Source organism: Corynebacterium pacaense (assembly GCF_900169525.1).
Lineage (GTDB): Bacteria > Actinomycetota > Actinomycetes > Mycobacteriales > Mycobacteriaceae > Corynebacterium > Corynebacterium pacaense.
In genome coordinates this window covers 1,310,789-1,336,377 of record NZ_LT821239.1, presented here as the reverse complement: position 1 = coordinate 1,336,377, position 25,589 = coordinate 1,310,789, and the positions used below count along the sequence as shown (strand labels likewise).

At 62.8% G+C, this 25,589-nt stretch carries 20 protein-coding genes and 1 riboswitch; of the genes, 4 read left to right on the top strand and 16 right to left on the bottom strand.

Annotated features, from left to right (window positions below):
* Positions 1 to 85 precede the first annotated feature (85 nt).
* The 3 genes from pknB to B7E02_RS06325 all read left to right on the top strand — a co-directional run bounded on the left by pknB (position 86) and on the right by B7E02_RS06325 (position 4,855).
* Entirely contained in the window at positions 86 to 2,275 is a 2,190-nt protein-coding gene (gene pknB, locus B7E02_RS06335) for a Stk1 family PASTA domain-containing Ser/Thr kinase (RefSeq protein WP_080794055.1), read from the top strand.
* Positions 2,276 to 3,475, top strand: coding sequence for a glycosyltransferase 87 family protein (locus B7E02_RS06330; protein ID WP_080794053.1), 1,200 nt, complete (start codon positions 2,276 to 2,278; stop codon positions 3,473 to 3,475).
* Between the two features lie 90 nt (positions 3,476 to 3,565).
* Entirely contained in the window at positions 3,566 to 4,855 is a 1,290-nt protein-coding gene (locus B7E02_RS06325) for a glycosyltransferase family 87 protein (protein ID WP_143336704.1), read from the top strand.
* Between the two features lie 69 nt (positions 4,856 to 4,924).
* Here B7E02_RS06325 and B7E02_RS06320 read toward each other — a convergent pair whose 3' ends face one another.
* On the bottom strand, positions 4,925 to 6,313 hold the full coding sequence (locus B7E02_RS06320) for a class II 3-deoxy-7-phosphoheptulonate synthase (RefSeq protein WP_080794050.1): 1,389 nt from the start codon (positions 6,311 to 6,313) through the stop codon (positions 4,925 to 4,927).
* Between the two features lie 52 nt (positions 6,314 to 6,365).
* Complete coding sequence (locus tag B7E02_RS06315; protein WP_080794476.1) at positions 6,366 to 6,878, bottom strand: polyadenylate-specific 3'-exoribonuclease AS; 513 nt, start codon at positions 6,876 to 6,878, stop codon at positions 6,366 to 6,368.
* Positions 6,879 to 7,026: 148 nt separating this feature from the next.
* Here B7E02_RS06315 and B7E02_RS06310 point away from each other — a divergent pair, with 148 nt between their 5' ends.
* Positions 7,027 to 9,375, top strand: a complete 2,349-nt coding sequence (locus B7E02_RS06310; RefSeq protein WP_080794048.1) for a glycosyltransferase 87 family protein — start codon at positions 7,027 to 7,029, stop codon at positions 9,373 to 9,375.
* On the opposite strand, the gene B7E02_RS14370 is transcribed toward B7E02_RS06310, so the two are convergent.
* The 14 genes from B7E02_RS14370 to ctaC all read right to left on the bottom strand — a co-directional run bounded on the left by B7E02_RS14370 (position 9,335) and on the right by ctaC (position 25,264).
* On the bottom strand, positions 9,335 to 9,490 hold the full coding sequence (locus B7E02_RS14370; RefSeq protein ID WP_179129669.1) for a hypothetical protein: 156 nt from the start codon (positions 9,488 to 9,490) through the stop codon (positions 9,335 to 9,337). The two genes, B7E02_RS06310 and B7E02_RS14370, sit on opposite strands and share 41 nt — an antisense overlap.
* A gap of 81 nt (positions 9,491 to 9,571) precedes the next feature.
* Positions 9,572 to 10,822, bottom strand: coding sequence for an acyltransferase family protein (locus tag B7E02_RS06305; RefSeq protein WP_080794046.1), 1,251 nt, complete (start codon positions 10,820 to 10,822; stop codon positions 9,572 to 9,574).
* Positions 10,823 to 11,201: 379 nt separating this feature from the next.
* On the bottom strand, positions 11,202 to 11,933 hold the full coding sequence (locus tag B7E02_RS06300; protein WP_080794044.1) for a lysophospholipid acyltransferase family protein: 732 nt from the start codon (positions 11,931 to 11,933) through the stop codon (positions 11,202 to 11,204).
* A 234-nt stretch (positions 11,934 to 12,167) separates the two neighbouring features.
* Positions 12,168 to 13,151, bottom strand: coding sequence for an ROK family protein (locus B7E02_RS06295; RefSeq protein ID WP_080794042.1), 984 nt, complete (start codon positions 13,149 to 13,151; stop codon positions 12,168 to 12,170).
* 94 nt (positions 13,152 to 13,245) lie between these two features.
* The gene (locus B7E02_RS06290) at positions 13,246 to 14,379 is read right to left on the bottom strand and encodes a glycosyltransferase family 4 protein (protein ID WP_080794040.1); all 1,134 of its coding nucleotides are present in this window, start codon (positions 14,377 to 14,379) and stop codon (positions 13,246 to 13,248) included.
* Positions 14,380 to 14,408: 29 nt separating this feature from the next.
* Positions 14,409 to 15,440 (bottom strand): NlpC/P60 family protein, encoded by a 1,032-nt coding sequence (locus B7E02_RS06285; RefSeq protein WP_080794038.1) that lies wholly within the window; start codon positions 15,438 to 15,440, stop codon positions 14,409 to 14,411.
* Positions 15,441 to 15,611: 171 nt separating this feature from the next.
* Positions 15,612 to 16,235: a C40 family peptidase gene (locus tag B7E02_RS06280; RefSeq protein WP_080794036.1), complete on the bottom strand. Its 624-nt coding sequence runs from the start codon at positions 16,233 to 16,235 to the stop codon at positions 15,612 to 15,614.
* A gap of 13 nt (positions 16,236 to 16,248) precedes the next feature.
* A riboswitch (cyclic di-AMP (ydaO/yuaA leader) is annotated at positions 16,249 to 16,406 on the bottom strand.
* Positions 16,407 to 17,251: 845 nt separating this feature from the next.
* Positions 17,252 to 18,457 carry an IS110 family RNA-guided transposase gene (locus B7E02_RS06275; RefSeq protein WP_080794035.1) on the bottom strand — a complete coding sequence of 402 codons (1,206 nt, stop codon included), beginning with the start codon at positions 18,455 to 18,457 and terminating at the stop codon, positions 17,252 to 17,254.
* Positions 18,458 to 18,771: 314 nt separating this feature from the next.
* Positions 18,772 to 20,397, bottom strand: coding sequence for a cytochrome bc1 complex cytochrome b subunit (gene qcrB, locus B7E02_RS06270; protein ID WP_080794033.1), 1,626 nt, complete (start codon positions 20,395 to 20,397; stop codon positions 18,772 to 18,774).
* Positions 20,394 to 21,620, bottom strand: a complete 1,227-nt coding sequence (gene qcrA, locus B7E02_RS06265) for a cytochrome bc1 complex Rieske iron-sulfur subunit (protein WP_080794031.1) — start codon at positions 21,618 to 21,620, stop codon at positions 20,394 to 20,396. The genes qcrB and qcrA overlap by 4 nt, the downstream gene beginning before the upstream one ends.
* Positions 21,617 to 22,507, bottom strand: coding sequence for a cytochrome bc1 complex diheme cytochrome c subunit (qcrC, locus tag B7E02_RS06260; RefSeq protein ID WP_179129668.1), 891 nt, complete (start codon positions 22,505 to 22,507; stop codon positions 21,617 to 21,619). The genes qcrA and qcrC overlap by 4 nt, the downstream gene beginning before the upstream one ends.
* 88 nt (positions 22,508 to 22,595) lie before the next feature.
* Positions 22,596 to 23,213, bottom strand: coding sequence for an aa3-type cytochrome oxidase subunit III (gene ctaE, locus B7E02_RS06255; RefSeq protein ID WP_143336665.1), 618 nt, complete (start codon positions 23,211 to 23,213; stop codon positions 22,596 to 22,598).
* A 521-nt stretch (positions 23,214 to 23,734) separates the two neighbouring features.
* Complete coding sequence (gene ctaF / locus B7E02_RS06250) at positions 23,735 to 24,166, bottom strand: aa3-type cytochrome oxidase subunit IV (RefSeq protein ID WP_080794026.1); 432 nt, start codon at positions 24,164 to 24,166, stop codon at positions 23,735 to 23,737.
* Positions 24,167 to 24,187: 21 nt separating this feature from the next.
* Entirely contained in the window at positions 24,188 to 25,264 is a 1,077-nt protein-coding gene (gene ctaC / locus B7E02_RS06245; RefSeq protein WP_080794024.1) for an aa3-type cytochrome oxidase subunit II, read from the bottom strand.
* Positions 25,265 to 25,589 lie beyond the last annotated feature (325 nt).

Sequence of the window (25,589 nt, the reverse complement as noted above, 5' to 3'; positions counted from 1 at the left end):
TAGCGCCTCCACCCCCTCCGGGAGAAGCGGCCCTTAAAACCGCACCGCTACCACTTTCCGGCCCGGTTCGTCCATACTGGATTTCATGGCGATTTTGAAGGTGGGTGACGTTCTCGAGGACAGGTACCGAATTGACACCCCCATCGCGCGGGGTGGGATGTCCACCGTCTACAGGTGCGTCGACCTCCGACTGGGGCGTTCGGTGGCCGTGAAGGTGATGGATCAGGCCTACGTCAACGATCCGGTGTTTCTGCAGCGCTTCCGCAGGGAGGCCCGCTCGATGGCACAGCTCTCACACCCCAATCTGGTCAATGTCTATGACTTCTCCTCATCCGGTGACCACGCTTTTCTGGTGATGGAGCTGATCACGGGGGGCACCCTGCGTGAGCTCCTCGCCGAACGCGGCCCCATGCCCCCGCACGCCGCCGTCGAAGTGATGCGGGGAATGCTCCGCGGCCTCGCCGCCGCCCACGGTGCGGGGATGGTTCATCGCGACATCAAACCGGACAATGTGCTGATCAACAGCGACCACCAGGTCAAGCTCTCCGATTTCGGCCTGGTCAGGGCGGCCTCCGCCGGACAATCCCTGGACAATAAGATCGTGGGCACGGTCGCCTATCTCTCACCGGAGCAGGTCGAGGGCCGGGAGATCGGGCCGGAAAGTGACGTGTACTCCGCCGGAATCGTGCTGTTCGAGCTTCTCACCGGCGTCACCCCTTTCCGCGGCGACGACGACATGGAGCACGCCTACGTCCGTCTCGAGCAGTCGGTTCCAGCACCGAGTTCACTGATCGACGGTGTCCCCTCCCTGATGGATGCGCTGGTCTCCACCGCGACCTCCATGGACCCCGGGGACCGCTTCGCCGATGCCGGGGAGTTCCTCGAGGCTCTCGAGGATGTGGCAGGCGAATTGAATCTGCCCGGGTTCCGGGTGCCGGCACCGATCAACTCGGCCGCACACCGCGCCCACGCCGCCGCACCCACCACACAGCCGACGGATATGTTCACCACACAGCTGCCGGGGCTCGGGGACGAGACCTCGGTCATACCGGCCGCCCATGAAACCTCGATCCTGCCACCGGTTGTCCCGGAGACGGAGATGGTACCCCGGGTGACTCCGGTCCCCGACCGGGACGCCGTAGAGGTCGCCGAGCCGGAATCCGGCGAATCGGATTCCGGGGACGGGGGGACCGCCCCGCTGAGCAACCGTTCGGGCCTCAGACTCACCCTGTGGCTGATCCTCGTCGGCTTGATCATCGCAGCGGTCGCCGTGGGAGGATGGTGGTTCGGTTCGGGGCGCTACGGCGAGATACCCCAGGTAATCGGCATGGATGAGGTCCAGGCGGTGTCCATGGTCGAGGACGCCGGGTACGGCGCGGTCACCGAACTGCGCTATGACAACGACACCAGCGACGGCGCGGTCATCGGAACCGAACCGTCCTTCGGCTCGCGTCTTCCCCGGGGACAGGACGTCACCGTCCTGGTGTCCCAGGGGCGTCCGGTCGTCCCCGATCTCGACGGTGACCGATCTGTAGCGGCTGTCCGTTCGGCGCTGGAGAACCGCACACTGGTGTGGGTGGAGGGACCCGCGGAGTATTCCGATGACATCTCCGCGGGGGAGGTGGTGTCCACGTCACCGTCGCCGGGCAGCACGGTCGATGTCGGTGCACACGTCCAGGTTCATCTTAGCCGCGGTCCCGCGCCGGTATCAGTCCCCGATGTAAGCGGTATGGACGTCGACCAGGCCACCAAGGCGCTGGAGAGGGTCGGTCTGAAGGTCGACCACACCGTCAAGGCCTTCGACGCCGGTACCAGGGAGGGTCATGTCTACGGGACCGAACCCTCCGCCTCCCGGCAGATCTCCCGCGGTGATTCAGTGGTGCTGAAGGTTTCCAACGCCATTTCTGTGCCCGAGGTCGAGGGGATGAAGGAGTCCGATGCCCTCAAGACGCTCGCCGATGCCGGGCTGACGGTGGCGTCGACAAGCAGAAACGCCTCAGAGTCGGCGGCTTCGGCCGACACCGTCGTCGGTGTCTCGCCCCGTCCAGGTGGACTGATCGATCCCGCCGCGCCGCAGGTCAGCCTGGAGCTGGCCGGCCAGGTCGATGTTCCCAACATCGTGGGCAAGCGCATCGGTGAGGCCCGTGAGCTCCTGGACAAGGCAGGCCTCGAGCTTGACAGCGACGCCGCGGACGATGAGCGTGTGATCACCCAGACCCCCAGGGCACGCAGCCACGCAGCGGTGGGAACAGCGATCCAAGTGCGGTCGATCTAGATGAGGGCCAAGGTCCATCCCTGGATTGCCCTTTCCTGGATTGCCATCCTGGTGCTGGGAACGGCGGTCAACTTCGAGGTGGACGGCCGCCTGCGCTATCTCCTCGACCTGGATGTCTACATTCAGGGCGCGGAGAGATTCTGGTCGGATCAGCCACTCTACGATGTCTATTTCCCCACCCGCCACGAGAATCTGCCATTCACCTATCCGCCCTTCGCCGCCATCCTGTTCACCCCGGTGTGGTGGCTGAGTGGGGCCATCGGACAGACTGCCACCGAGAGAGTGGTCACACTGCTGTCCCTCATAGCTTTGTGGCTGGCGTCCAGGGCGGTGGCCGCGGCAACCGGTTCACGCATTCCCGTGGTCGTGGTCATGGCCATCTGCCTGTGCAGCTGGCCGGTACTGGACACTCTCTACCTGGGCCAGGTCAACATCGTGCTCATGGCGATGGTCATCCTCGACGCGACCCGGGCCCATCCGCGTCTCCCGATCGGGGTTCTCACCGGCATCGCCGCGGCAATCAAGCTCACCCCCGCCGTCTTCGGCCTGTACTTTCTCTTTCTGCTGATCCTGCGCCGCGATCCCCGGGGCCTCTACGGCATGGCCGCGGGTTTCGGCCTCGCCGGTGGATTCGCCTGGCTGGCCAATCCCTCCGCCTTCTTCACCTTCTGGACCCAGACACTGACATCAACGGGAAGAATCGGCGACCCCGCCTATGCCAAGAATGTCTCCATTCACGGATTGCTCTCACGGTTTCCCCAGCTCGGGGCGGAGACCACGATCTGGCTTGCAGCGGTGTGCGCGGTTATCACCCTTGCCTGCCTGTGTCTCTGGCGCATCCTGCGCACGGACACCTCCCCCGCCGCCCAGCTTCTGGCCATCACCGTGGTGGCGCTGGTGTCACTGCTGTGCTCGCCGGTGAGCTGGAACCACCACTGGGTGTGGTTGGGTCCACTGGCGATCGCGCTGTGGTCCACGGGACACCGTTTTCTCGCCTGTTGGGCGGTGTTCGCACAGTCGCTCGGACCCTTCCAACTGTTCATCGACGGAGGTGGCGGCGACGGACGGGAGTTCCAGTGGTCACCGCTGCAGCATCTCCTGGTCGCCCACTACCTCTGGTTCGCCCTGAGCGTGCTGATCACCGTTGCGCTGAGACCACGCGTCGGTCCCGAAGTGGGAGCGCGGCCCGATACAACCTAAACTGAGTACACCCCGCATCACCGACGGTTCCCGCCCCGGGTTGCGGGGCTGTCCGTTGACGCACCCATCGGAAAGGACGTGAATTCACACGTGAGCCAGGTTGAGCAGACCACCGCCCCGGACGGTTCAGATGTCGGACACCAGATCATCAGGGTATCGACCAGGGATATTCTCACTCTCCTGTCGGTCCTCGGAATCGCGGCGGGACTGATTGCGAACAAGATCCTGATTGAAAAGTTCGACTGGCGCACCGATTCCACGATCTATCTGCTGGCCGGCAGGGCGCTGGTCAAGGGCGAGGAACTGTACGCGGCACCCTTCGATATCGGCGATCTTTCGCTTCCGTTCATCTATCCGCCCATCGGCGCTGTCCTGTTCGCCCCCTTCGGCTACTTCGAGTTCTTCACCGAGGAGCTGGCCGGGAACATCATCGTCGCACTATCCTCTCTGATGCTGCTGGCGTGTCTGTTCCTGGTCTCCAACTCCGTGCTCCGCGGAAGGGACAGGCTCCTCGCCTTCACCATCGCCGCGATCGCCTGGCCGATCGCCCTGTTCGCGGAACCGGTGTGGTTGAACGCTGATCTCGGACAGATCAATATTTTGATCATGACGCTGGTGGTCATGGACCTGCTGCCGGTCCGGCGCAGGCTGCCCCGCGGGGTGCTGATCGGGTTGGCAGCGGCCATCAAGCTGTCCCCGCTGGCGATGCTGCTTTTTTTCCTGGTGCGAAAGGACTTCCGCGGAATGTTCACGGCCCTGGGATCGGCGCTGGTGTTCACCGGAATCGGCGCGCTGGTGTCCTGGCGGCAGACCAGGGAGTTCTTCACCACCACCGTATTCAATCTCGGTGCCGACGGTGATTCCGGGGTGAGCACGGTGTTTCAGTCCAATAGCTCCCTGCAGGCGATGATCTACCGCTGGTGGCCATCCCAGTCCGCAGCGGAAGCCTCCGCCTGGCCCTCGGTGCTGTGGATCGTGCTGTCGGTGGTGTCCATCATCGCCGTGGCCGTGCTCATGCACCATCTTCTGGCCCGTGGCCTGACGGCCGAGGCGGTGATGGCCAATGCGGTGCTGATGCTTATGATCTCCCCGATCTCATGGTCGCACCACTGGGTGTGGCTGCCCCTGTGGGCGCTGATCCTTCTGCTGCGCTACATGCTCCACCCCGGACGGCCCCGGATACTGCTCTACAGCGGTCTCGGACTGAGCGTCCTGCTGCTCATGCTGCCGCCCAAGTGGTGGTTCGGCCGCGACGGCGTGGATGTGTTCAACCTGACGCCTGGGGAGAAGTTTTTGATCTCCGACTATCTCTGGGCAGCGATCGCGCTGCTGATCGCCACCGCGGTGTCGCTGAGGTACTTCCCCCGCACACGTGCCTGACGACGCACGAGGCCGGCACACCCCCGGGTGAGACGGGGTGTGTGCCGGCGTGGACCGGACCGACCGTGACTAGTTGCGCAGCATCTCCGCAACGAGGAAGGACAGTTCCAGTGACTGCTGGGTGTTCAGGCGGGGGTCACAGGCGGACTCGTAACGACCGGGCAGGTCGATATCGGTGATGTCCTCGGCACCGCCGAGGCACTCGGTGACGTTTTCTCCGGTGAACTCGATGTGGATGCCGCCCGGGTGGGTGCCCAGTGCCCGATGGACCTCGAAGAACCCCTGTACCTCGTCAATGATCTTGTCAAAGTGACGGGTCTTGTACCCGTTGGATGCGGTGAAGGTGTTACCGTGCATCGGATCGCACTGCCAGACCACCTTGTGCCCGGAGGCCTCGACAGCCTGGATGACTCCGGGCAGAACGGTGCGGACCTTGTCGTGTCCCATGCGGGCGACCAAGGTCAAACGGCCCGGCTCGAAGTCGGGGTCGAGCTTGTCTGCATAGGCGACGGCCTCCTCGGGGCTGATTCCCGGCCCGATCTTCAGGCCGATCGGATTGGCGATCATGGAGGCGAAATTGACGTGGAAGTCATCCAGCCCCCTGGTGCGCTCACCGATCCACAGCTGGTGCGCGGAGAGATCGTAGAGCGCCTGCTCCCCCTCCTCATTTTCGGCCAGGCGCAGCATGGAGCGCTCATAATCCACCAGGAGTGCCTCATGAGAGCAGTAGATCTCCGCGGCGCGCAGCGAATCATCCGATACCCCGCAGGCCTCCATGAATCGCAGGCCGGAGTCAATCTCGCGGGCCAGCGCCTCATAGCGGGCGCCCGCCGGGGACTGGGCCACGAACTCGCGGTTCCACTCGCTGAGCCGGTACAGATCCGCCGTACCCGAACTGGTGAGTGCGCGAACGAGATTCATCGCCGCGGACGCATTGGCATAGGCGCGCACCATCCGCGCCGGATCATGACGTCGTGCCTCGGGAGTCGCCTCAACGCCGTTGACGATATCCCCCCGGTAGTTGGGAAGGCCGTTTCCATCGAGGTCGGAGGAGCGCGGCTTGGCGTACTGGCCCGCGATGCGCGCCATCTTGAGCACGGGGGTGGAAGCGCCGTAGGTCAGCACAACCGCCATCTGGAGGAGGGTCTTGACATTGGCGCGGATGTGGGGCTCGGTGTTAGATTCAAAAGTCTCGGCACAGTCTCCGCCCTGAAGCAGAAATGCCTTGCCGTTGGCCACATCGGCCAACTTGAGTTTGAGCGCACGCACCTCCGGCGCGACCACGATCGGCGGCACCGACTCCAGGATCTTGCGTACGTTCTCCGCCTGGGAACGGTCCCAGGTGGGCTGCTGCTTGGCGTCACGGGCGATGGTGTCCTCGAACCTCTGCTGCATACCGTCAGGCAGAGGAGGCAGGTCCGGGAGCACTTCCTTGGGGATGTCTACTGTCCAACTCACCCCTTATTCATATCATGTCGTGCAGGTGGCCATGCATCAGGGCAGGTGCTACCTAGGCCCGCGCCACCCTGTTGCCACGGCCCAGCGGCAGCGCCTGCATGCAGACCCTGAACTTCGCCAGGTTGTGCCTGGCATCGACCAGAGCATCGTGGCTTCCCTCCGGGAGCACCGGCAAACGAGGTTGACCAGCCATTTCCCAGTACTGTCGCAATTCGCGTGTGTAGCGGGGCAGGGAGCGGGGCAATCCTGCCATATCGCCCCACAACTGTGCCAGAACCACATGATCATAGGCTCCGACCCACGCCCACAGCTCGGGCCGACCCGAACCGGAGGACAGAAAGGAGAGGATGTCCTCCCGGATGCGGTCCACCGATCTCCATGATCGGTCAGCCGGGTTGGGCAGCTTGTTGAGCACGTTGTCACGGACCCAGTTGTTGGCTCGGGAGGGATCGAAACCGGTGGACACCGCATAGTATTCCCGGCCATCCTCGGCGACGATACCGATGGATACCAGCTCGATGGTATGACCATCCTCAATGAACTCGGTGTCGTAGAAAAAGCGCACAGTCTTCAGGTCCCTTGACTCTTCGTCGATCAAACGTACAGCTCATTGTAGGGTAGAGCACGAGATCAAATGGTTCGGGGCAGCCTCTAAGACTAGGATTCCTACAATGCATGCAGCGCGTCCACATACCCCCGCAGCTAGGGTCGCCATGCCGATTCCCCTTCGCAGGACTCTGGCGGTCGCCGCGTGCCTCGCCTCGATCCTGGCACTGATGCCCTCGGTGCTCAATGTGCGTGCGATCGAGGATTTCAATCTCTTCTTCCACATCGACACCGAGGTCTACCGGCAGGGAGCCCTGGCCTTCCTCCGCGGGGAGAACCTCTACACCCGGGACTACTCGGTGGGGGGTATCCAGCTCCCCTTCACCTACCCGCCGATTGCGGCCGCCTTCTTCATTCCGCTGGCACTGCTTCCGGGCAATATCGCAGGTGTCATACTCACGGTACTCTCCGCTGTTCTGCTGTGGTGGTGCCTCGCCATCGTCACCCGGCGCGCGGTCAGGGGCATCGACGTCGCGGATTCGCGTCTGCTGGCGCTGGTCATCCTGCCCTTCGCCCTGGCTGCGGAGCCGGTGTTCCAAACGGTTCAGTTCGGGCAGATCAACATCATCCTGATGACCCTGGTCCTGATGGACACCCTCACCAGCAGGCCGTGGCTGCCGCGGGGATTCTGGATCGGCCTCGCGGCGTCGATCAAGCTAACCCCCGCGGTGTTCGGCCTCTACTTCCTGGTCAAGCGGGATTGGAAGGGCGCCGGTGTGTGCCTGGCCTCCGGGATCGGGTTCAGCGCCCTGGCGTGGGCGATCGCCCCCGCGAGTTCGCGGATCTACTGGACCGAGACGCTGCGCAACGCAGACCGGATCGGGAATCTGAGCTACATCACCAACCAGTCCCTCCAGGGCGTGCTGCACCGGCTGTTCAGTGATGGGGGTCTGATCGAGCTCGGCTGGATGCTGCTGGTGGTTCTCACCCTGGTGGGTGTGGGCGCTGCCATGTACCGTGCGTTCAAAGCCGGCAACCCCGTGGCCGCGCTGCTGCTCAACTCACTCATCGCCCTGCTCTGTTCGCCGGTTTCCTGGTCCCACCACTGGGTCTGGCTGGTGCCGATCTCCGTGGTGCTGCTCTCCAGCGCCTGGACCCAGCGCCACCTAGCCCCCGCCACGGCGACGACCGCGGGATTGCTCGGCGGGCTCGTCGCCGTCGCGATCATCGACCCCGCCTTCTGGAACATGCCCTACCATCCACAGGGCGGGGTGGGTTGGCCACTGATACTCCAGCCGTCGGGGAACTCCTATGTTCTGCTCGCCCTCGCGATCGTTATTCTCAGTCTGCTTGATCCGGGGATCTTCGGTGGCGCGGCGAAACAGAAACGGGGTCCCCGGCCAGCCCACATCGTCGTGCTCATCATCGCCATTGGCTATCAGCTGGCCAATATCTGGTTCCGCGGCGATGACTCCCTGCGGGTGCACATCAAGTATCCCCTCATGGCGATCAACTCGCTCGATCTCACCTCCCTCGGCATCGCACTCACCCCGCCCGTCGCCGGTACCGGTGCACTGGTCCTCTACGGCGGACTCAATCTGCTCGGTATCGTGTGGAGCGCCGTGGTGATCATCAGATACCTCCTGGGCAGGAAACTGACGGCCTTCACCCTCTGCCTGGTCATACTCGCGGCATTGATCACCTTTCCCGTGGTTGCGGCACTGCAGTTCGGTTCGGTCGCCATCGCTGTCCTCGCCCTCGTTCTCACGGACCTCTTCGTGATGAGGCACCGCCGTGCCCGCGGACTGTTCACCGGTGTGGCCGCCGGGATTGCGGGATGGCCGGTGTTGATCGCCGTTACGTTCCTGGTGCAGCGCCGCTGGCGCCCCGCAGCCGTGGCCGCGGCGAGCACCGGCCTGCACTGGGGGGCCGGCTGGTTGCTCAACCCGCCCGCGTCCGCCCTGAACCTGCACACGGGCTGGTTCACCGGACGCGATGGCTCCCGAAACCTCTCCCCCTTCGCCTTCATCGCACGCTGGATCAGCGATTCGGCCTGGGCCGCCGGGATCTGGATGGTTCTCGCGCTGGCCCTGGGCATCTGGGCGATCCACCGCAGCCACCGCCGCGGGGAGGAAACGCTGTCCCTGGCGCTGGGCATCGCCCTTCCGCTGCTTGTCCTGCCCAGCGTCGAGATCTTCCACTGGGTCCTCGTGCTCCCGCTCCTGGTGGCGGTGCTGGCCTCCGGCCGCTACGTGGTCGCCTATCTGGGTGTGTTCATCACCGCGATCAGCTGGACACCCTCGCACCTGTCCTGGGACATCCTGTTCCCGTTGAATCATCCAGATCTGGTCGGATCCGTCGCACAAACCTGGTTGTACGTGCTCGTGGAGCCGATGGCGCTCGCGCCGTCGGCGATCCTCGTGGCCCTCTACGTCGGTGGCGCATTGCCGACGGGGGCGTCGACACGCGGTGGTGCTATTTCCTCCGGAAGGGAAGAAACACCACTGCGGCGATGACCAGGACGATGATCGGGGCGAACACACCGATCGAGACCTGGAACGCAGCCAGAACGGTGTAGGCGACGATCAACGCCACGACGATCGAGAGCTTGATCAGCATTGTCTTGTCCACGTTTCAGCGCGCCTGACCTTCCCCGGGTGGAACCCGGATTGAATATTTCCGGATTTAGCTTACGCGGAAAGCAAAGGAAACCTAAGTGCGTGGGGGATCGAGGGCCCCGGTGCGTCCCCGGGCTGGGTCGGCGACGGGGGCGGTCACGGCTGCGGGGCGGGTGGGTCCGGTCAGCCTCGGCGGGACGACGATCCAGCCCAGCACCGGGATCCGCGAGATCACGTAGACGATGCCGGCACCGAGCATCGCGAGGAGGAACACCACGGCCATCCAGGTCTGGGTCCAGTGCAGCGGATTCGGCGAGGTGTTGTCGATCTCCATGAACCGGTACCTGATGAACCACCCGAAGATGATGTTGATACCGAGCGCATGACCGAGGTAGATCGGCAGGGTGTGGCGGCCGAAGAATTTCAGACCCCGGGCGACCGGACCGATTCTGGCCAGGAGCACCGACACCACGATTCCCGCGGGCACCGAGAGGAGATAGACCAGCAGTGACTGGATGTGGCCGAGGTCGAAGGGGGTGAGCTCCCCGCCGAGGAAGGCCGCGATATCGTCCTTCAGGTCAATCAGCCACAACTGGCCCTCCCCCGGGGTGCGGTGGGCGAACAGCGCCCAGAGCGTCGACACGGCCATGCCCGCCACATAGAGGGCGACGACGGTGACCACGGTTCGCGGGCGCGCGGCCATCTCGGCGAATCTCGCGATCTGCGGGCGGAGGTACACCCCGATGAGGAACACGGGCAGATAGATCACCATGCGGCGGACCAGGAGATGATCGCTGAATGCGGGCATCAGCAGCATCGGGGACAGTGCTACCAGGACGATCGCCCACCGGGGCAGCCGACGGGTCAGCCACAGAACGAGGTTGAAGCACACCAGAGCGTGCAGGAACCAGTACATGGTTCCACCGTTGATGATGGCCGAAACATAGAACTGCAGGGGCATCGGCGGATGCCCCGCATGCAGATCAACCTCCACATAGTGACTGTAGAGCTCGATGGGTGCCCAGATGGCGTAGGGAACGAGGAAGAACCAGAGGCGGGTGGTGAACAGCCGGGCAAAGCTCTGGTTCAGCACCTTCACAGAGAAGAATCCACTGACGAGGAAGAAGAGCGGCATTCGCAGAGGGTCGAGGAAGTGGTTGAGTTCGGCGATGAGTGTGGAACCGCCCTCCGGGACCGCGAGGGTGACATGGAGCAGAACCACGCCCAGGATGGACAGGCCCCTGGCAATGTCCGGCCAGTCCAGGCGAGCGCCGGGTTCCTTGGGGAGGCTGTGCGGGACCGGCTGCGCCTCCGCTGCGACTTCCCTGTCCTGCCGGTTCGTCATTGCTGCCCACCTCCTTGATGGCTCCTGTGCCCCACGTGCTCTCTTCTGCAGAGGAACCGGGCCCCGGGGGCCCGGGATTCGTCTCGGAGGAGGCAGGAAACGCCTGACGTCCGGGTCGCCGTCCCCGCTCCCCCGGTCCTCTCGGCCCCGGTGAGCCCGTTGATCCTCGCCGAGCACTCAGGTCCGGGTGCCGCGGAGGACTCCGGAAACGGACTGCTTGAAAAAACCGTTGGCGATTGCCTTACAATCGCCAACGGTACCCGATTACATCCGGGATGAAAAATAACAAGTGCCTAAATGACGTTCCGAATAGGCCCAGTTGAGCGCGGTCACTTAAGGTTACCGCAATCCTCCATTCACCTTGTGTCCAGCTTTCGCCTCAGGGTTGTGCACCCTCCGGGTATCCCTTCCCTGCTGCGAGCGAATCCTTGACGTCCTTGGCATAGACGTCGACGTAGGGCTGGCCCACTAGCTGGGAAAGCGTGTGCATGACATGGTCGGTCAGGGCACGCAGCGCCTCGTGCGAGCCGGCGTCAAGGTGCAGGTCATTGATGTACGCGCGGGGATCGATCGGCTTCCCGATCCTGATTCTGACCTTCGCTGGACGCGGCATCCAGGTCCCGATGGGATTGGCCTCGCGGGTTCCGATCATCCCGACGGGAACAATGGGCACCCCGGTCTCCACGGCGACCCGTGCCATCCCCAGCTTTCCCCTGTAGATACGCCCGTCGGGCGAACGGGTGCCCTCCGGATAGATGCCGAAGAGATCGCCCTTGTCCAGAACGGACCGGGCCGTCGAGAGCAGCGAATCCATCGCGTTTCCGGCGGTCCGATCCAGTGGCGCCTGTCCCGTGGAGGTGAAGAACCACTTCTGGAAACGCCCCTTGAGTCCCGGTGCGGTGAAATACTCGCTCTTGGCCGGAAACACCATCTGGCGCGGGGAGACCAACGGGAAGTAGAAGGAATCCATCACGGCCTGGTGGTTGGACGCCAGGATCGCTGGACCCTGGCGGGGAATATTGTCCAGCCCCTCCACCTCGGGTCGGTTGTAGATACGCAGGAAGGGGCCGATCAGTATGTCCTTGTACACCTTGTACCACTTGTTGTCCATGATGCCGTGTCCCTTTCCCCAGCTGCTTCCATCACTTATCGCGGTGCCCCCGTCGCGCCTTCCGGGAGTTCTCGGTCGTGCGGTGAACAGACGTGCATTTCACAGCTACCGCACACATTTACTGTCTCAGGGTACGTCAAAGACACACCGAAAACCCCGCAGCCGACGCGGAGTGGGCGAAAATTTCAACGATCAACCGGTCGGGGCGCGCCCAGGTGGTGCGACCCGGCATCCTCAGATCGCGGCGGGATCACCCGAGGCCACCGAGGCCCGCGCCAGATCGGCCACACCGATCATCCCCGCATCGGCACCGAGACGGGCGGGCACGACGGGCGCGAGCGGCCGGTACCCGGCCCCCACCACCCGGGTGCCGAAGTGCTCGGTGGCCAGGGGAAGGAAGAGATCGGAATCCCGGGACACCCCTCCCCCGATGACGATGAGACCGGGATCGAGCACATCGGCCACAATCGACAGGGCCTCACCCAGCCACAGGCTGAAATCCTCGAGCACCGCCAGGGCGAGCCGGTCGCCCTCCCGAGCAGCCTCGGTGATCATCTTTCCCTTCAAACGGGAAGCGTCGCTGCGGATCAGCGACTTGATGGTGCTCGACCCGAAGTCACCGGTACCGGAGAGTTCCAGTGCGGTGTCCACCAGGGCCGTACCCGAGCAGTAGCGCTCCAGGCACCCCTGCTTGCCGCACGCGCACGGCCGCCCGCCCGGAACTACCCGGATGTGCCCGAATTCCGGGGCGGTACCGAAGGCGCCCCGGTAGATCCGGCCGTCATCGATCAGGGCGGCACCGATTCCGGTGCCGATGGCGAAGAGCACCCAGTTCTCCGTCCCCTGAGCGCTTCCGTACCTGTGCTCACCCCACGCCGCGGAATTGGCGTCATGCTCAAGTCGCACCGGGAGCCCGAGCAGCCCCTCAAGCCGGGCCCGCACCGGTTCATCACGCCAGGGAAGGTGGGGGGCGAAGCGGACGTATTCACAGGATGGGTCGAGGAAACCCGCGAGCGCCAGGCCCACCGCCTCGATCTCATGGTTCTCACGCAGCCGGGCAACGAGATCGGCGATGCCCGCCTCCATTGCCTCGGTGGTCTGTGGCGACGGCGCGGACAGGCTCTCCACGATGTGCCCCTTCGCATCGATGACACCGGCCCTCATATTGGTGCCGCCAATGTCGAATCCCACCGCAAGACGGTCCGGGTTCTGTGGCATGGTTGGGCGCCTCACGATCTCGCTGACTGGATTCCTCTAATGAACACCCCCCAAAGTATAGCCAGCGGGACGCGCCGAACCAGCATTGAGCAATTCAGGCGAGCAGTTTCCGCAGCCTGTCCCCCATTACCGCCCAGGTCCATTCCTGTTCCACATACCGCCGACCGGCGGCCCCCATTGAGTGGCGCAGGTCCGGGGCGTCGATAAGCCGGTTCAGCACCGCAGACAGCGTGTCGACGTCCCGACCGTCAACGACCACGGCCGTATCGGAGGTCACCGTCTCAGGTGCGCCGCCGGAGGTGCCGGCGACGACGGGGATGCCACAGGCCTGCGCCTCCAGGTAGACGATGCCGAGTCCTTCGACATCGAGTCCCCCGCCCCGGGTGCGGACGGGCATGGCGAAGATGTCCGCGGCCGAGAGGAGGGAAACCATTTCCGCACGTGGGACCCGACCCGGCATGCGCACCGAAGCGCCCAGTTGCGCGGACATCGTGCGCAGTCGCCCGTCGTAGCGTCCCTCGCCGACCAGGAGCAGCACGGCGTCGGGATGTTCCTCGAGCACCCGCGGCATTGCCCTGATCAGACTGTCCTGCCCCTTGCGCGGCACCAGCCGTGAGACGCACACGATCACCGGTGCCTGCTGGTCAAGATCATGCCGGGTTCGGATGTCCGCCCGCTCCCGCGGTGTGGCGGGGGCGAAGAGTTCGGTGTCCACCCCGGAGGGAAGATGGACGAACTCGGGGTTGCCGCCGAGGGCCGGCCGCAGGCGCCCGAGGGTGTAATCGGAGATGTAGGTGATCACATCCACGTTGTCGCCTATTCGACGAAGTGCCTGCCGGGCACCGGGCAGCATCGACCAGCCGACCTCATGCCCGTGTGTGGATGCGATGATGCGGCGGGCGCCCGCCCTGCGCGCCGGCCCCGCCATCAGTGCCAGCGGCGCCGCGGCGGCGAACCAGACGGTGGTGATCCCGCGCGCCCTGATGATCTCCTGTATCGCCGTGACCGTCGTCGGGGTGGGGAGCATCACCGATCGCGGCCAGCGAATGACCTCGTAGCTCTGTTCACGGTCGAACTCGCGCGCGGCCCGGGCATCCTGAACCGAGGCGAAAACGGTGATGGTCTCCGGATCCTGGGTTGCCAGAAAATCACGGACGTAGGACTGGATTCCGCCGATCGTCGGCGGGAAATCGTTGGTGACAACCAGAGTGTGCGGGGTAGGTGCCACTGCAACCCTCCTTAAGGGGTCCTGAATCCCTAGTAGCGACGTGCACCGTAGAAGGGTGCGGAATCCACGGAAACCACCTGGACCGGGATTCCGTAGTCCGAGGCGTGGACAATCTTGCCATCGCCGATATAGAGCCCGACGTGGGTCGCCCCCGGATAGTATCCGATGACATCACCCGGCTGCAGTTGATCACGACCAACGGGTGTTCCGCCGGCCATCTGTGCCTGTGACGTCCGTGGCAGGGTCTTGCCCTGCTGTTGGAATGCCCAATAGATCAGGCCGGAACAATCGAAGGTGTCGGGGCCGATCGCTCCCCACCCGTAAGGGGAGCCGATTTTCCCCAGCGCCGCCTGGACCGCACCAGAGGCCTCACCGGAGGCGCCGAGCAGGTCGCCCAGGTTCACGTCAAGGGGACCGTTCTTGGCAACCCAGGCCTGGCGCTCCTCCGGCGAGAGGGCATCGACCCTGCTCCTGATCTCCTCGGTGCGCCGATCCAACTCCGCCTTCTGCTCATCAAGATCCGCAAGACGGTCGCGGAGCTGGGAAATCTGGAAATCCGCCTGGGCCTTGGTCCGGTTCGCCTCTCCGAAGGCGTCCGCTGCCCTCCGCGTCTGTTCGTTGAGCCCCTCGACCACGTCGCTGGTCGATTTGCTCAGGGTCGCCATGTAACTCATCCTATCGATGGCGTTCTGCGGGTTCTCCGCGGAGACCGCCACGCTGATCGGATCAAGAACCGTGCCACGGTACTTCGCCTGGGCGATACGGTTGATCTCGCTGCGATATCCCGCTGCGGCCGCGGTGGCTGCGTCCGCGGACTCGCGGGAGCGGTCGATCTCGGAGCGGATCTGATCAAGCGAATCCTCGCGGGACTCGATATCGATCTCAATCGCCTTTACTTCCTCGTTCTGAGCCGAGGTCGCCTGCGACACCTGTTCCATCTCCGCGATCAACCCGTCGACCCTGGAGACGACCTCCTGGCTTCCGGCGAGTGACGGGGATACACCGATGCCGAAAACCAGGGCGCTTACGGTGAGGGCGTTAAGTCGGCGAAGCTTCGACATGTCGATTCAGTTACTCCCGGGATCAAGGCAGACAATGTGTAAGACTTTAGCGTGTATGCGGCCTCCGGAGCCAACCGTGGAGGGCCCGTGTCGCGTTTGCCGGTGGTTCGCCGTGAAACCACAAGAACCTCCCGGCCACGTATGCGGCGGGGAGGTTTTCCGGGGCTCCGTTTAGAAGCGTACAGCCGAGTGGAAGGGCATGTAGTCCAGGGAGTTCTCGGACAGCGGCGTGGAGGAGTTCAGGGCATGGATCACGGTGCCGTGGCCTGAGTAGATCCCGACGTGGCTTGCTCCGGAGTAGAAGGCCACGATGTCGCCGGCCTGGAGGTCGGAATAGGCGACCGGGGTGCCCTGGGCAGCCTGTGCCTGGGAGGTGCGCGGGATGGACTTGCCAACCTGGCTATAGGCCCAGGAGGTCAGACCGGAGCAGTCGAAGGCGCTCGGCCCGGTGGCTCCCCATCCGTAGGGGGCGCCGATCTTGCTGCGTGCTGCATCCACGATCGCCTGGCCGGTGCTCTGGACCGGAGCTGCCACGGGGGCCGCTACCTCAGCGGAGTAGGCGACCGGGGCGGCCTGGCTCGCGAGTGAGGGGATCCACTGGTCGATACCGGGGACGTTGTTGATACCCGGGGTGTTCTCGATGCCTGCAACCTCGACGCGGTAATCGGTGTTGGGTACCACGACCTCAGCCGCCTGCGCGGGGCTGGTGATCACTGCGGTGGCACCAAGAGCAACTGCGGATGCGACTGCTGCGCTACGGACGGTCTTGGGATTGCTGCGACGGTGCTTGGCCATGTGATGAAACTCCAAATTCTTCCTGTTGGCTGACCGGGTTAGCTGTCGGATTCGGAGCGGAAGGCCCCTCTCCCCACTCCATCCACCGTCGGTGGCCCTCGTGAGAAGTTAACCCCAGGAACTGACTCTGGTTCCCCGGCTCACCACGCCCCCTGCATGCCCCCGGATGATGAATGCGGGTGATGTTGGGAACGTGGCGATTAAGCATTTTCTTTTGTTTCTAACGCGGCTCAATTGAAAGAATCTTTCAATCAACCCCGCAAGGTCTCAATCAGGTTACGAAATTGTCACGCCTGATGTCCACCCTGAATCAGAATTCAACTGCGTTATCGATCCGTTATCAATAATTCATGCCCTGGAGACCAGGAAGAACCCACACCCGACCGGGACGGCCGACCGGAAGCCAGCGCCTTTGAAAACTGGTCCCTGACCAGTACTTTCGAACGACTGTTGGCCAGAACGCACCACACCGCCGATTGGGCGAGGATGCGGCATGCCGAGCGCACAAAGACAACAACGTGACCTTCGCCACATTGTCGGGACAAGCCTCTGCACGGGGCCGAATCGCGCGCGAAAACGATCGGAATCCATTCCATACGGAACCGCCTAAGGTGGCAAGGGACCCTGGCGGCTGGGCGCGAACAGCCGCCGCTTCCGTCCCATCCCAAAGCGCACCCGGGTGGATGCAGAGGAGAGCTCCAAGCTGAATTCAACCCCATCCGCAGCGCACAACGATGACGTTGGCAGCTCAGCCCAATGGTCCGTGCAGCGCGATGCAAGGACGATCGCCCTGCACCCCGACGTCACCATATATTAAGGACGGCCCACACCCGCTCGCACCGCCGAAGAACCTGGACTCCACTGAAGGCACAGGGGGGTGTCCCTATGTTTTTGTCAAGGGATAGGCCCTGTATTCAGGAAAGCATTTCGGGGGTAGCTCCCGATTCTGATGATGGGCGTGGTTGAGCAGCTGGCCGGCGTACTCGCGTCGACCAGCTGATCGTGGTGAAGGTGGGCTACGCAGCAACTCTGGCGGGGATCTCCCTAAAGAACTCGGCCCGGGTCAACATTGCGTAGATGACGTTGCACCGGCGTCTGGCCAGGCACATCACTGCAGCGTTATGTCGTTTACCCTCGGCCCGTTTCCGCTCGTAGTAGGTCTTGGATGGTTCATGGAACCGGATCGATGCGAATGCCGAGTAGAACAGGGCGTTTTTCAACCGTTTGTTACCGGATCTGGCCGGGAACTCACCTCGGATGGACGTGCCGGATCTTCGTGTCACCGGGGCGATCCCCGCATACGCTGCCAGGTGGCCGGCTGACCGAAAGTCGGAGCAGTCGCCGACAGCGAGGAGAATGTTGGAGGCGGTCTTGATGCCAATTCCCGGCATGGATATCAAGACCTGGTGAAGAGGGAATTCAGCCAACAGTTCCTCTACTTGATCAGCAATGGTTTTCCGCTGTTCCAGCAGGGCTTTGATGTTGGTCGCCAGCTGCGGGATCACCACCTCAGCGGCAGTGGTGCCAGGTACGGCGACGGTCTGGGCTTTGAGTCCGTCGAAGATCGCGTCGACCAGCTTCGTGGGGTCTTTCTTCGATCGGTTGGCCATCCAGGTGTGTACCCGCTGGTAACCGGCCTTCTTCAACCTTGTTGGCCCGCCGTAGTGGATGAGCATGTCCAGCACCAGAGGTCGGGTGATGATGCTGCCCGGTAGGGCTCGTTCCAGACTCGGGTAGATCTGGGTCAGCACGCTACGCAGCCGGTTGATGGTGCGGGTGGCGTCCTTGGCGATGTCGTCATCGAACCCGGACAGCATCTTCAGCGCTGAGAGGACTTCGTTGTCCCGGTCCACGGCCCGCAGGGTATGCGGCATCGTCCGGGCGGTATCAGCGATGATGAATGCGTCCCGCCGGTCGGTCTTCGACCGGCCGGGGTGCAAGTCCGCGGCTTTGCGCATCGCCAGGCCGGGTAGATAGCCGACGAAGCAGCCAGCGTCCCGGGCCACGGCGATGGGCAGGGCACCGATGGTGTTGGGCTGGTCGACGACCACCAGGACGGTGCCGCAGGCTTGGAGGTCGGTGAAGACCTTGCGAAGCTGATCCTCGTCCTGGGGCAGGGGTTTGTCGTAGATGATCTCGCCTGTGGCTAGCATGGCGCAGGCGTGGTGGGCGGTTTTGCCCACGTCTAATCCGATGGTGACGTCGATGGTGCCGGTGGTCATGGCCGGCCTCCTTGTGGTGTCGGAGCAACAGTGACAGGTCAAACCTCGTCGCTGGTGTCTCGACATCCGATGCTGGCACCCACGTTACAAAAGAGAACTGAGTCGAGTGACTCGTCCGTGTCCCTATCAGCAGTCAACGGGTGTCCTGGTAGCCCGGCGACAACACCCCCCGGATCATGGTAACTACAGGGGAAATAAGCCATACCGGGCCCAGCGACTATCCCCATTATGGGGACACCATCAAAGTAACGGGGAGAAAAAACACCCGAGGCCCCTTTGATAAGGGTCCTCGGGTGTATCCGGCGAACTGAGACCTAGAGCTTGCCGTCTCGCTTGTCGCGTTCGATATTCGCGTTCTGGATCGCCTGCAGCGCGTCCAGCTCCTCTGCATGGTTGGCGTGCTCGATGGCGCGTGCCTTAGCGGTCACGTCCTCGGGATCCGGCGAGAAGAACCCACCGCGGGACTCGACCTCGGCGAAACCGAGCTGGTTCATCTGCTTCGGCACCGCGGCCCCGGCGTAGGGCAACGGGATCGGATGTCCGTGCTCGTCGACTGGGCCAATGGGCTGATGAACCTCGATGAAGGCACCATTCGGCATCTGTTTGATCACACCGGTTTCGATACCGTGCTCGAGTACCTCCCTGTCAGAGCGTTGCAGACCGAGGCAGATACGGTAGGTGACGAAATAGGCGATCGGGGGAAGGATGATCAGGCCGACACGACCGATCCAGGTCATCGCGTTCAGCGACACATGGAAGTGGTAGGCCCAGATGTCGTTTCCACCGGAGACCGTCAGCAGCCCGTAGAACACGAGTGCCATCATGCCGAGAGAGGTTCTGACCGGGGCGTCGCGCGGCCGCTGCAGAATGTTGTGGTGCGCGTCATCGCCGGAGAGCTTCTTCTCAATGAAGGGGTAGGTGAACAGCAGCACCACGAGGATACCGAGCATCACGGCCACCCAGAAGACGGCGGGAATGGTGTAGTTGCCCAGGTAGATCTCCCAGGCGGGCATGACACGGGCCGCGCCATCCGTCCACAGCATGTAGATGTCGGGCTGCGAACCCGCCGACACCTGCGACGGGTTGTACGGTCCGAGGTTCCAGATCGCGTTGATCGTGGTGATTCCGGCGAGGAGGGCGAGGAAGCCCAGGGTCACCGCACCGAATGCAACGGACTTGACCGCGAACACGGGCATGATGCGGATGCCGACGACGTTGTTCTCCGCACGTCCCGCTCCGGGGAACTGCGTGTGCTTCTGGTACCACACCAGCGCGAGGTGTGCCGCCATCAGACCGAGGATGATACCCGGGATGATCAGCACGTGCGCGATGTAGAAACGGTCGAGCATGATCTCGGAGGGGAAGTCGCCCCCGAAAACCAGCCAGTGCAGCCAGGTACCGATAATGGGCAGGCCGACGATGATCGCGGACATGATTCGCAGGCCGACACCGGAGAGCAGGTCATCGGGCAGGGAGTAGCCCATGAAGCCCTCGGCGACGCCGAGGATGAGCAGCACGCAGCCGATGATCCAGTTGGCCTCGCGGGGCCTACGGAATGCGCCGGTGAAGAAGATGCGCATCATGTGGATCATCATGGAGACGATGAACAGCAGTGCCGCCCAGTGGTGCATCTGACGGACGAAGAGTCCGCCACGGACCTCGAATGAGATGTTCAGCGCCGTTTCATAGGCGCGCGACATCTCGACACCGTTGAGCGGCAGGTACGCGCCGTCATAGATGACCTTGGTGATCGAGGGGTCGAAGAACAGCGTCAGGTAGACACCGGTCAGGATCAGGACGACGAAGCTGTAGAGCGCGAGCTCGCCGAGAAGGAACGACCAGTGGGTGGGAAAGACCTTGTTCAGCTGACGCCGCAGGCCGCCGGCCATCGTGTAGCGGGAGTCAAGGTTGTTTCCCAGGTTGGCTAGTTTATTGCTCATGACTTACGCTCCCAGAATGCCGGGCCGAGGGGCTCAATGAAGTTGCCTTCGGCGACGAGGTAACCCTCTTCGTCAACGGTGATCGGCAGCTGAGGCAGTGCACGTGCGGCGGGTCCGAAGACTGGCTTTCCGTAGTGCAGCGCATCGAACTGCGACTGGTGGCACGGGCACAGGATTCGGTTCGTCTGAGCCTCGTAAAGAGAGGTCGGGCAGCCGATGTGCGTGCAGATCTTTGAATAGGCGTAGTAATCGCCGTAGTGGAAGGATTCCTGTCCCTCACGCTCAACCACCCGCTCGGCATCCGCCGTGCGCAGGCGTATCAGCATAACCGCGTTACGGGGTCCGTGGATGGAGTGCATGTGGTTGGTGTAGACGTCGCGGGCCGGGTCGTAGAGATCACCATCGTTGACGTCCTCCTCGGGAAGCGGGAAGACGGTCTCCATCGATGCCGCGGCGAGGTCCTCCGGGCGGACGCGGACGAGCCGCGAGATTCCGGTGGTGATGAAGTGTTCACCACTCTCCCCGGTGTGCCTCTCGGCGATGGCCGCGGTGTCGCGACCGAGGTAGAGCTTCACTCCGTTGTTCTGCAGGGTCCAACCGGAGGTCCAGAGGGTGCCGTCACCCTGAACGTCCATCGGACCTTCCTTCGGCTTCCAGGGATTCTTGACCATGCCGCCCAGGGGCGCGACGATTGTCAGGCCGGCGAAGACCGCACCACCGCCGAGCAGACCCATCAGCACCTTGCGGCGACCCAGCGTCGATGTCTGCCAGGAATCGTTGAGCAGGGCGACGATCGTGCGACGATCCACCTCCTCGGAGGGGCCGTCGTGGCGACGCTGCACCGCGATCTCCTCGGGGATGAACTTCTTGACGTAGAGAACGCCGGCGAAACCGAGTGAGATGATGCAGAGTCCCGAGAGCACACCCAGCAGCGGGGTGAACACCGTGTAGGTCCACAGTCCCTCATCACCGTGGCCCTTGTACTGCCAGGGCCAGAACAGGTAAACGGCGAGGAACCCGATACCACCGAGGATTCCGAGTGCCGCCCAGATACCGACCGCACGAACCGCACGCTTTTCAGCGGGGTCGTTGGCGATGGGAAAACGCTCCTTGCGGTAGGCGATGGTGACATCGTCGAGCTCGGTACCCAGTCGCGCAAGGTCGTCGTTACTCATGGAGTTGAGTTCCTGGGTGGTGTACTGCTTCTTATTGTCGTTACTCATGAACGCGATCCAATCCACATAGCGGCGGCCACGAGGACCATGACGCCGACTGCCCACATGAACAGACCCTCAGAAACCGGGCCGAGACCACCGAGGCTGTAACCACCGGGTGACGGTGTCTCCTTGGTGGATTTGATGAATGCAATGATGTCCTTCTTCTCGTCCGCGCTGAGCTGGCGATCGGAGAACTTGGGCATGTTCTGCGGTCCGGTGAGCATGGCCTGGTAGATCTCCTGCTCATTGGCGGGATCCAGAACCGGGGCGTACTTACCGGAGGACAGCGCGCCACCGCGACCGGTGAAGTTGTGGCAGGACGCGCAGTTCAGGCGGAACAGATCGCTGCCGCGAGCGACGTCGGCAGGATTGATCTGTCCATCGAAGTTCGCACCACGGAGCTCCTCCATGGCGAGGGTCCCGTCCTCGTTGTACACCAGTCCCGGTCCCCCACCGTTGGCCGCAACATATGCCGCGATGGCCAGGGTCTGCGCCTCGGTGTAACGCGGGGTCTTACGGGTGGCCTGGGCCTCATTGCGCAGCATAGGCATACGACCGGAGTGAACCTGGAAGTACACAGCGCCCTCGCCGACGCCGACGAGTGAGGGACCGCGGTCCTCCACACCCTGCAGGTTGACTCCGTGACAGGTGATGCAGGCGACATCGTAGAGGTCCTTGCCCTCTGCGATCAACGCCTGATCATCGACCCTGGCGGTTGCAACCTGTGCATCCGGAGTAATAGCGGTAGCCAGGATTCCTGCACCACTCAATCCGACCGTCAGCGCCAGGGCACCGGCAACTGTCCGCCTGACTTTACGGCGATTCTTGACCTTCTTCGCCGAAGGCTGCGCCGTGCCGGCACCTTCGGTGGTCTGTGGGTTGGTTTCCATCATTTCCCTTTGAATCTCGACTGTGGAAGTGAAGGGCTTCGGGTTGTCCCCCGCTCCTGCACTGAACTGGGGCGGCGACGAACCCTGCGGCCTACTGAATGAAATAGATCGTGATGAACAGGCCGATCCAGACCACGTCAACGAAGTGCCAGTAGTAGGACACCACCATTGCGGCTGTCGCCTGGGCTGGCGTGAACTTGGATTTCTGAATTCTCAGAAGGATCACCACGAAGGCAAGCACACCGGCTATAACGTGGGCAGCGTGGAAGCCGGTGGTTATGAAGAAGGCTGAACCATAGACACTGCTCTGAATCGTCAGACCATGGCCAACGAGGGTGATGTACTCATAGCTCTGACCCAGAACGAAGATCGTTCCGAGAACGATCGTGACCAAGAACCATTTGCGGAGGCCGTATACGTCACCCCTTTCCGCCGCAAAGACACCGAACTGGCACGTCACCGAGGAAGAGACCAGAATGACCGTGATCACCAGTGCATAGGGCACGTTGAGGTGTTCGGTCTGCTCTTCCCAGGATCCGTTTGCCAATCCGTTCGCACGGGACACGAAGTACATCGCGAAAAGCCCGGCGAAGAACATCAATTCCTGAGACAGGAACACAATGGTGCCGACACTGACCATATTGGGACGGTTCAGTGCCGCAACACGTTGTGGTGCTGCCATACCTGTATTTCCTACTGCGCTCGTCACGCTATCTAGTATGGCGGTTCGATATGCCAAAGTCACTTCATGCCCCCCGTCTCAACTGAAAGTTTCAACCCTGACTTTCACCCCACCTCCACCCCGTGGATGCGGGCGATTTTTCAGAGCTTTGGGAACTTTGTCGCAGCAATTTCCGACTAGTACATAAGTGCAGGTCATCGGTGACACAGGAGACTCCAAGCAGCAGTACACCCTCGCCGCATCGTCCATGGCGACCACATGAGAGCGGTCTTTCCGCCCCGCGCAGCGTTTTGCTTGAGAGACACGTCACAGCGGTTTTCCGTACCCATCCGCCCTGAGTACAACTTTCGAATGACCCCCGCAGGAGAGCGTTCGTGCAGCTAGTGGTAGGGTCACGGGCCCCGTGGGCCCGCCTTTCCCTGTTCGTCCGGGCCTCCTCGTCGCATTGACCCGGTTCCGCAGCCATGCACGGTGCCGGCGCGGTGACAGCGCAAAAACCGTGCCCCCGCAACCGATCGGTTGCGGGGGCACGGCGAGTGATGCGTGAACTAGTGCTTCTCGCGAGGAATTCCATACTGAAGGTTCATCTTGGTCGCGGTCCACACAAGGAGGATGGCTCCCACGACGATGAGCCAGAACTGCCAGTAGATGATGCCGAAGCCGAGTACTGCGACCGCTCCGGACATCGCCGCCGGCCAGATCGAATTCGGACTGAAGAATCCGAGGGTTCCGGCCTTGTCCTGAACCTCCGCCTCCTCGTAGTCCTCCGGGAGGATGTCGATCCTGCGCTCGGTGAAGTTCAGGTAGGCGCCGAGCATCAGGGACAGGCCGGCGCTGAGCACCAGCGCGGTGGATCCGGCCCATTCAAGGGTTGTCACCGAGCCGGTATCCCTGACGTGCATGGTTGCGAAGATGTAGATCACAGCCACTGCCAGCAGGAATACGGTGATCCCGTACATGATCTTTGATGAAGCCTTCATTGTTTTATCCCAGTTCCTCTGTTAAGCGTCCGCGGCGTTCTCGCCGTCGCGGGTTTCAACTCGGTCAGTTACGAACGGATGGGTGGAGGTCGCGTACGGTGCCTCACCGATGGACTCCAGAGCCTCGGCGTTGGTCGCGTCGGGGTTTTCATCCCGGAAGTTGATGTAATCCGCGAAGGCCTCGCGTGGGACCACGCGGACCTCGAAGTTCATCATCGCGTGGTAGGTTCCGCACATTTCGGCGCAACGTCCGACGAAGGCGCCCTCCTCGAAGATCTCCTCGATCTGGAAGATCCTGTTGGACTGGTTCGCCTCAGGGTGTGAGTACACATCCCTCTTGAACAGGAACTCGGGAACCCAGAAGGAATGCGAGACATCCGCGGAGGCGAGGTTGAACTCGATGGGCGTGTGTGAGGGAAGGACAAGGACGGGAATCTCATCGGTGGTGCCGAGGGTCTCGATCCGGTTGAAGTTCAGATAGGAGATGTCGGACTTGGACCTGCCGTGGATCGGGTTATCACCGTTGGGATCGAACTGGGAGGCCTCGGCGCGCGCCTGGCTCTGCTCGTCAAGACCCTCGTACTGCTGCCCGCCGGGGGCGAGTTCAGAACCGATCTCGGAGTAGCCGAACTTCCAGTTCCACTGGAAGGCGGTGACATCGACCGTCACCTCGGGGTCCTTATCCAGTGCGGTGACCTTGTCCTGCGTCTGGACAGTGAAGAAGAACAGGACCATGACAATGATGATCGGGACGATCGTCAGCACGAGCTCCAGCGGAACGTTGTACTGCAGCTGCTTGGGGAATTCTCCCTCGCCGCGCTTCTCCGCCTTCTTGGCGCTCCACGCGAAGATAGCCGTGAGGAAAAGTGCCCACATGATGATGCCGATGATCCAGGCCGCAACCCAGACCCAGGACCAGAAGTTGCCCATTGCTACAGCCTCAGGCGTGATGCCGTCGGGCCAACCCATACGGAGGAATTTGCCGAGCGCACCACCGGGCGGAGCGACTTCACAGCCGGCCATGGCGAGGCCACCGAAGCCAAGGACACCGCCGAGCAGTGCCTTGCGCTTTAAACCACGCTTGTTTTGCTGTTCCACGTGTGTTCTGCCTTCCTGTCCACACAAAACTAGAGACCTCTACGGTCATTTCTATCTTCGCAGAATAGCCTATTTGCCAGCCGTTTCCATATCTTCCGAAATATTTCCGGCAGCACCTCCCGCGGGTGGCCTTCCCGCGGCATAAGACGTTCAACTGCAGCGATGGCCCACGCCACCGCGACGATCCGGCAATTCACCATATCAACCCTGTTACCCACGTCACAGACCATCATCCTTTTGGTTGCCCTTGAATGCAGGCCCTCACTACCCCCACCCCGGGGCGGGGCGCCGTGATCCCCCGGGGTCCCGGCCGATGACGGTGGGT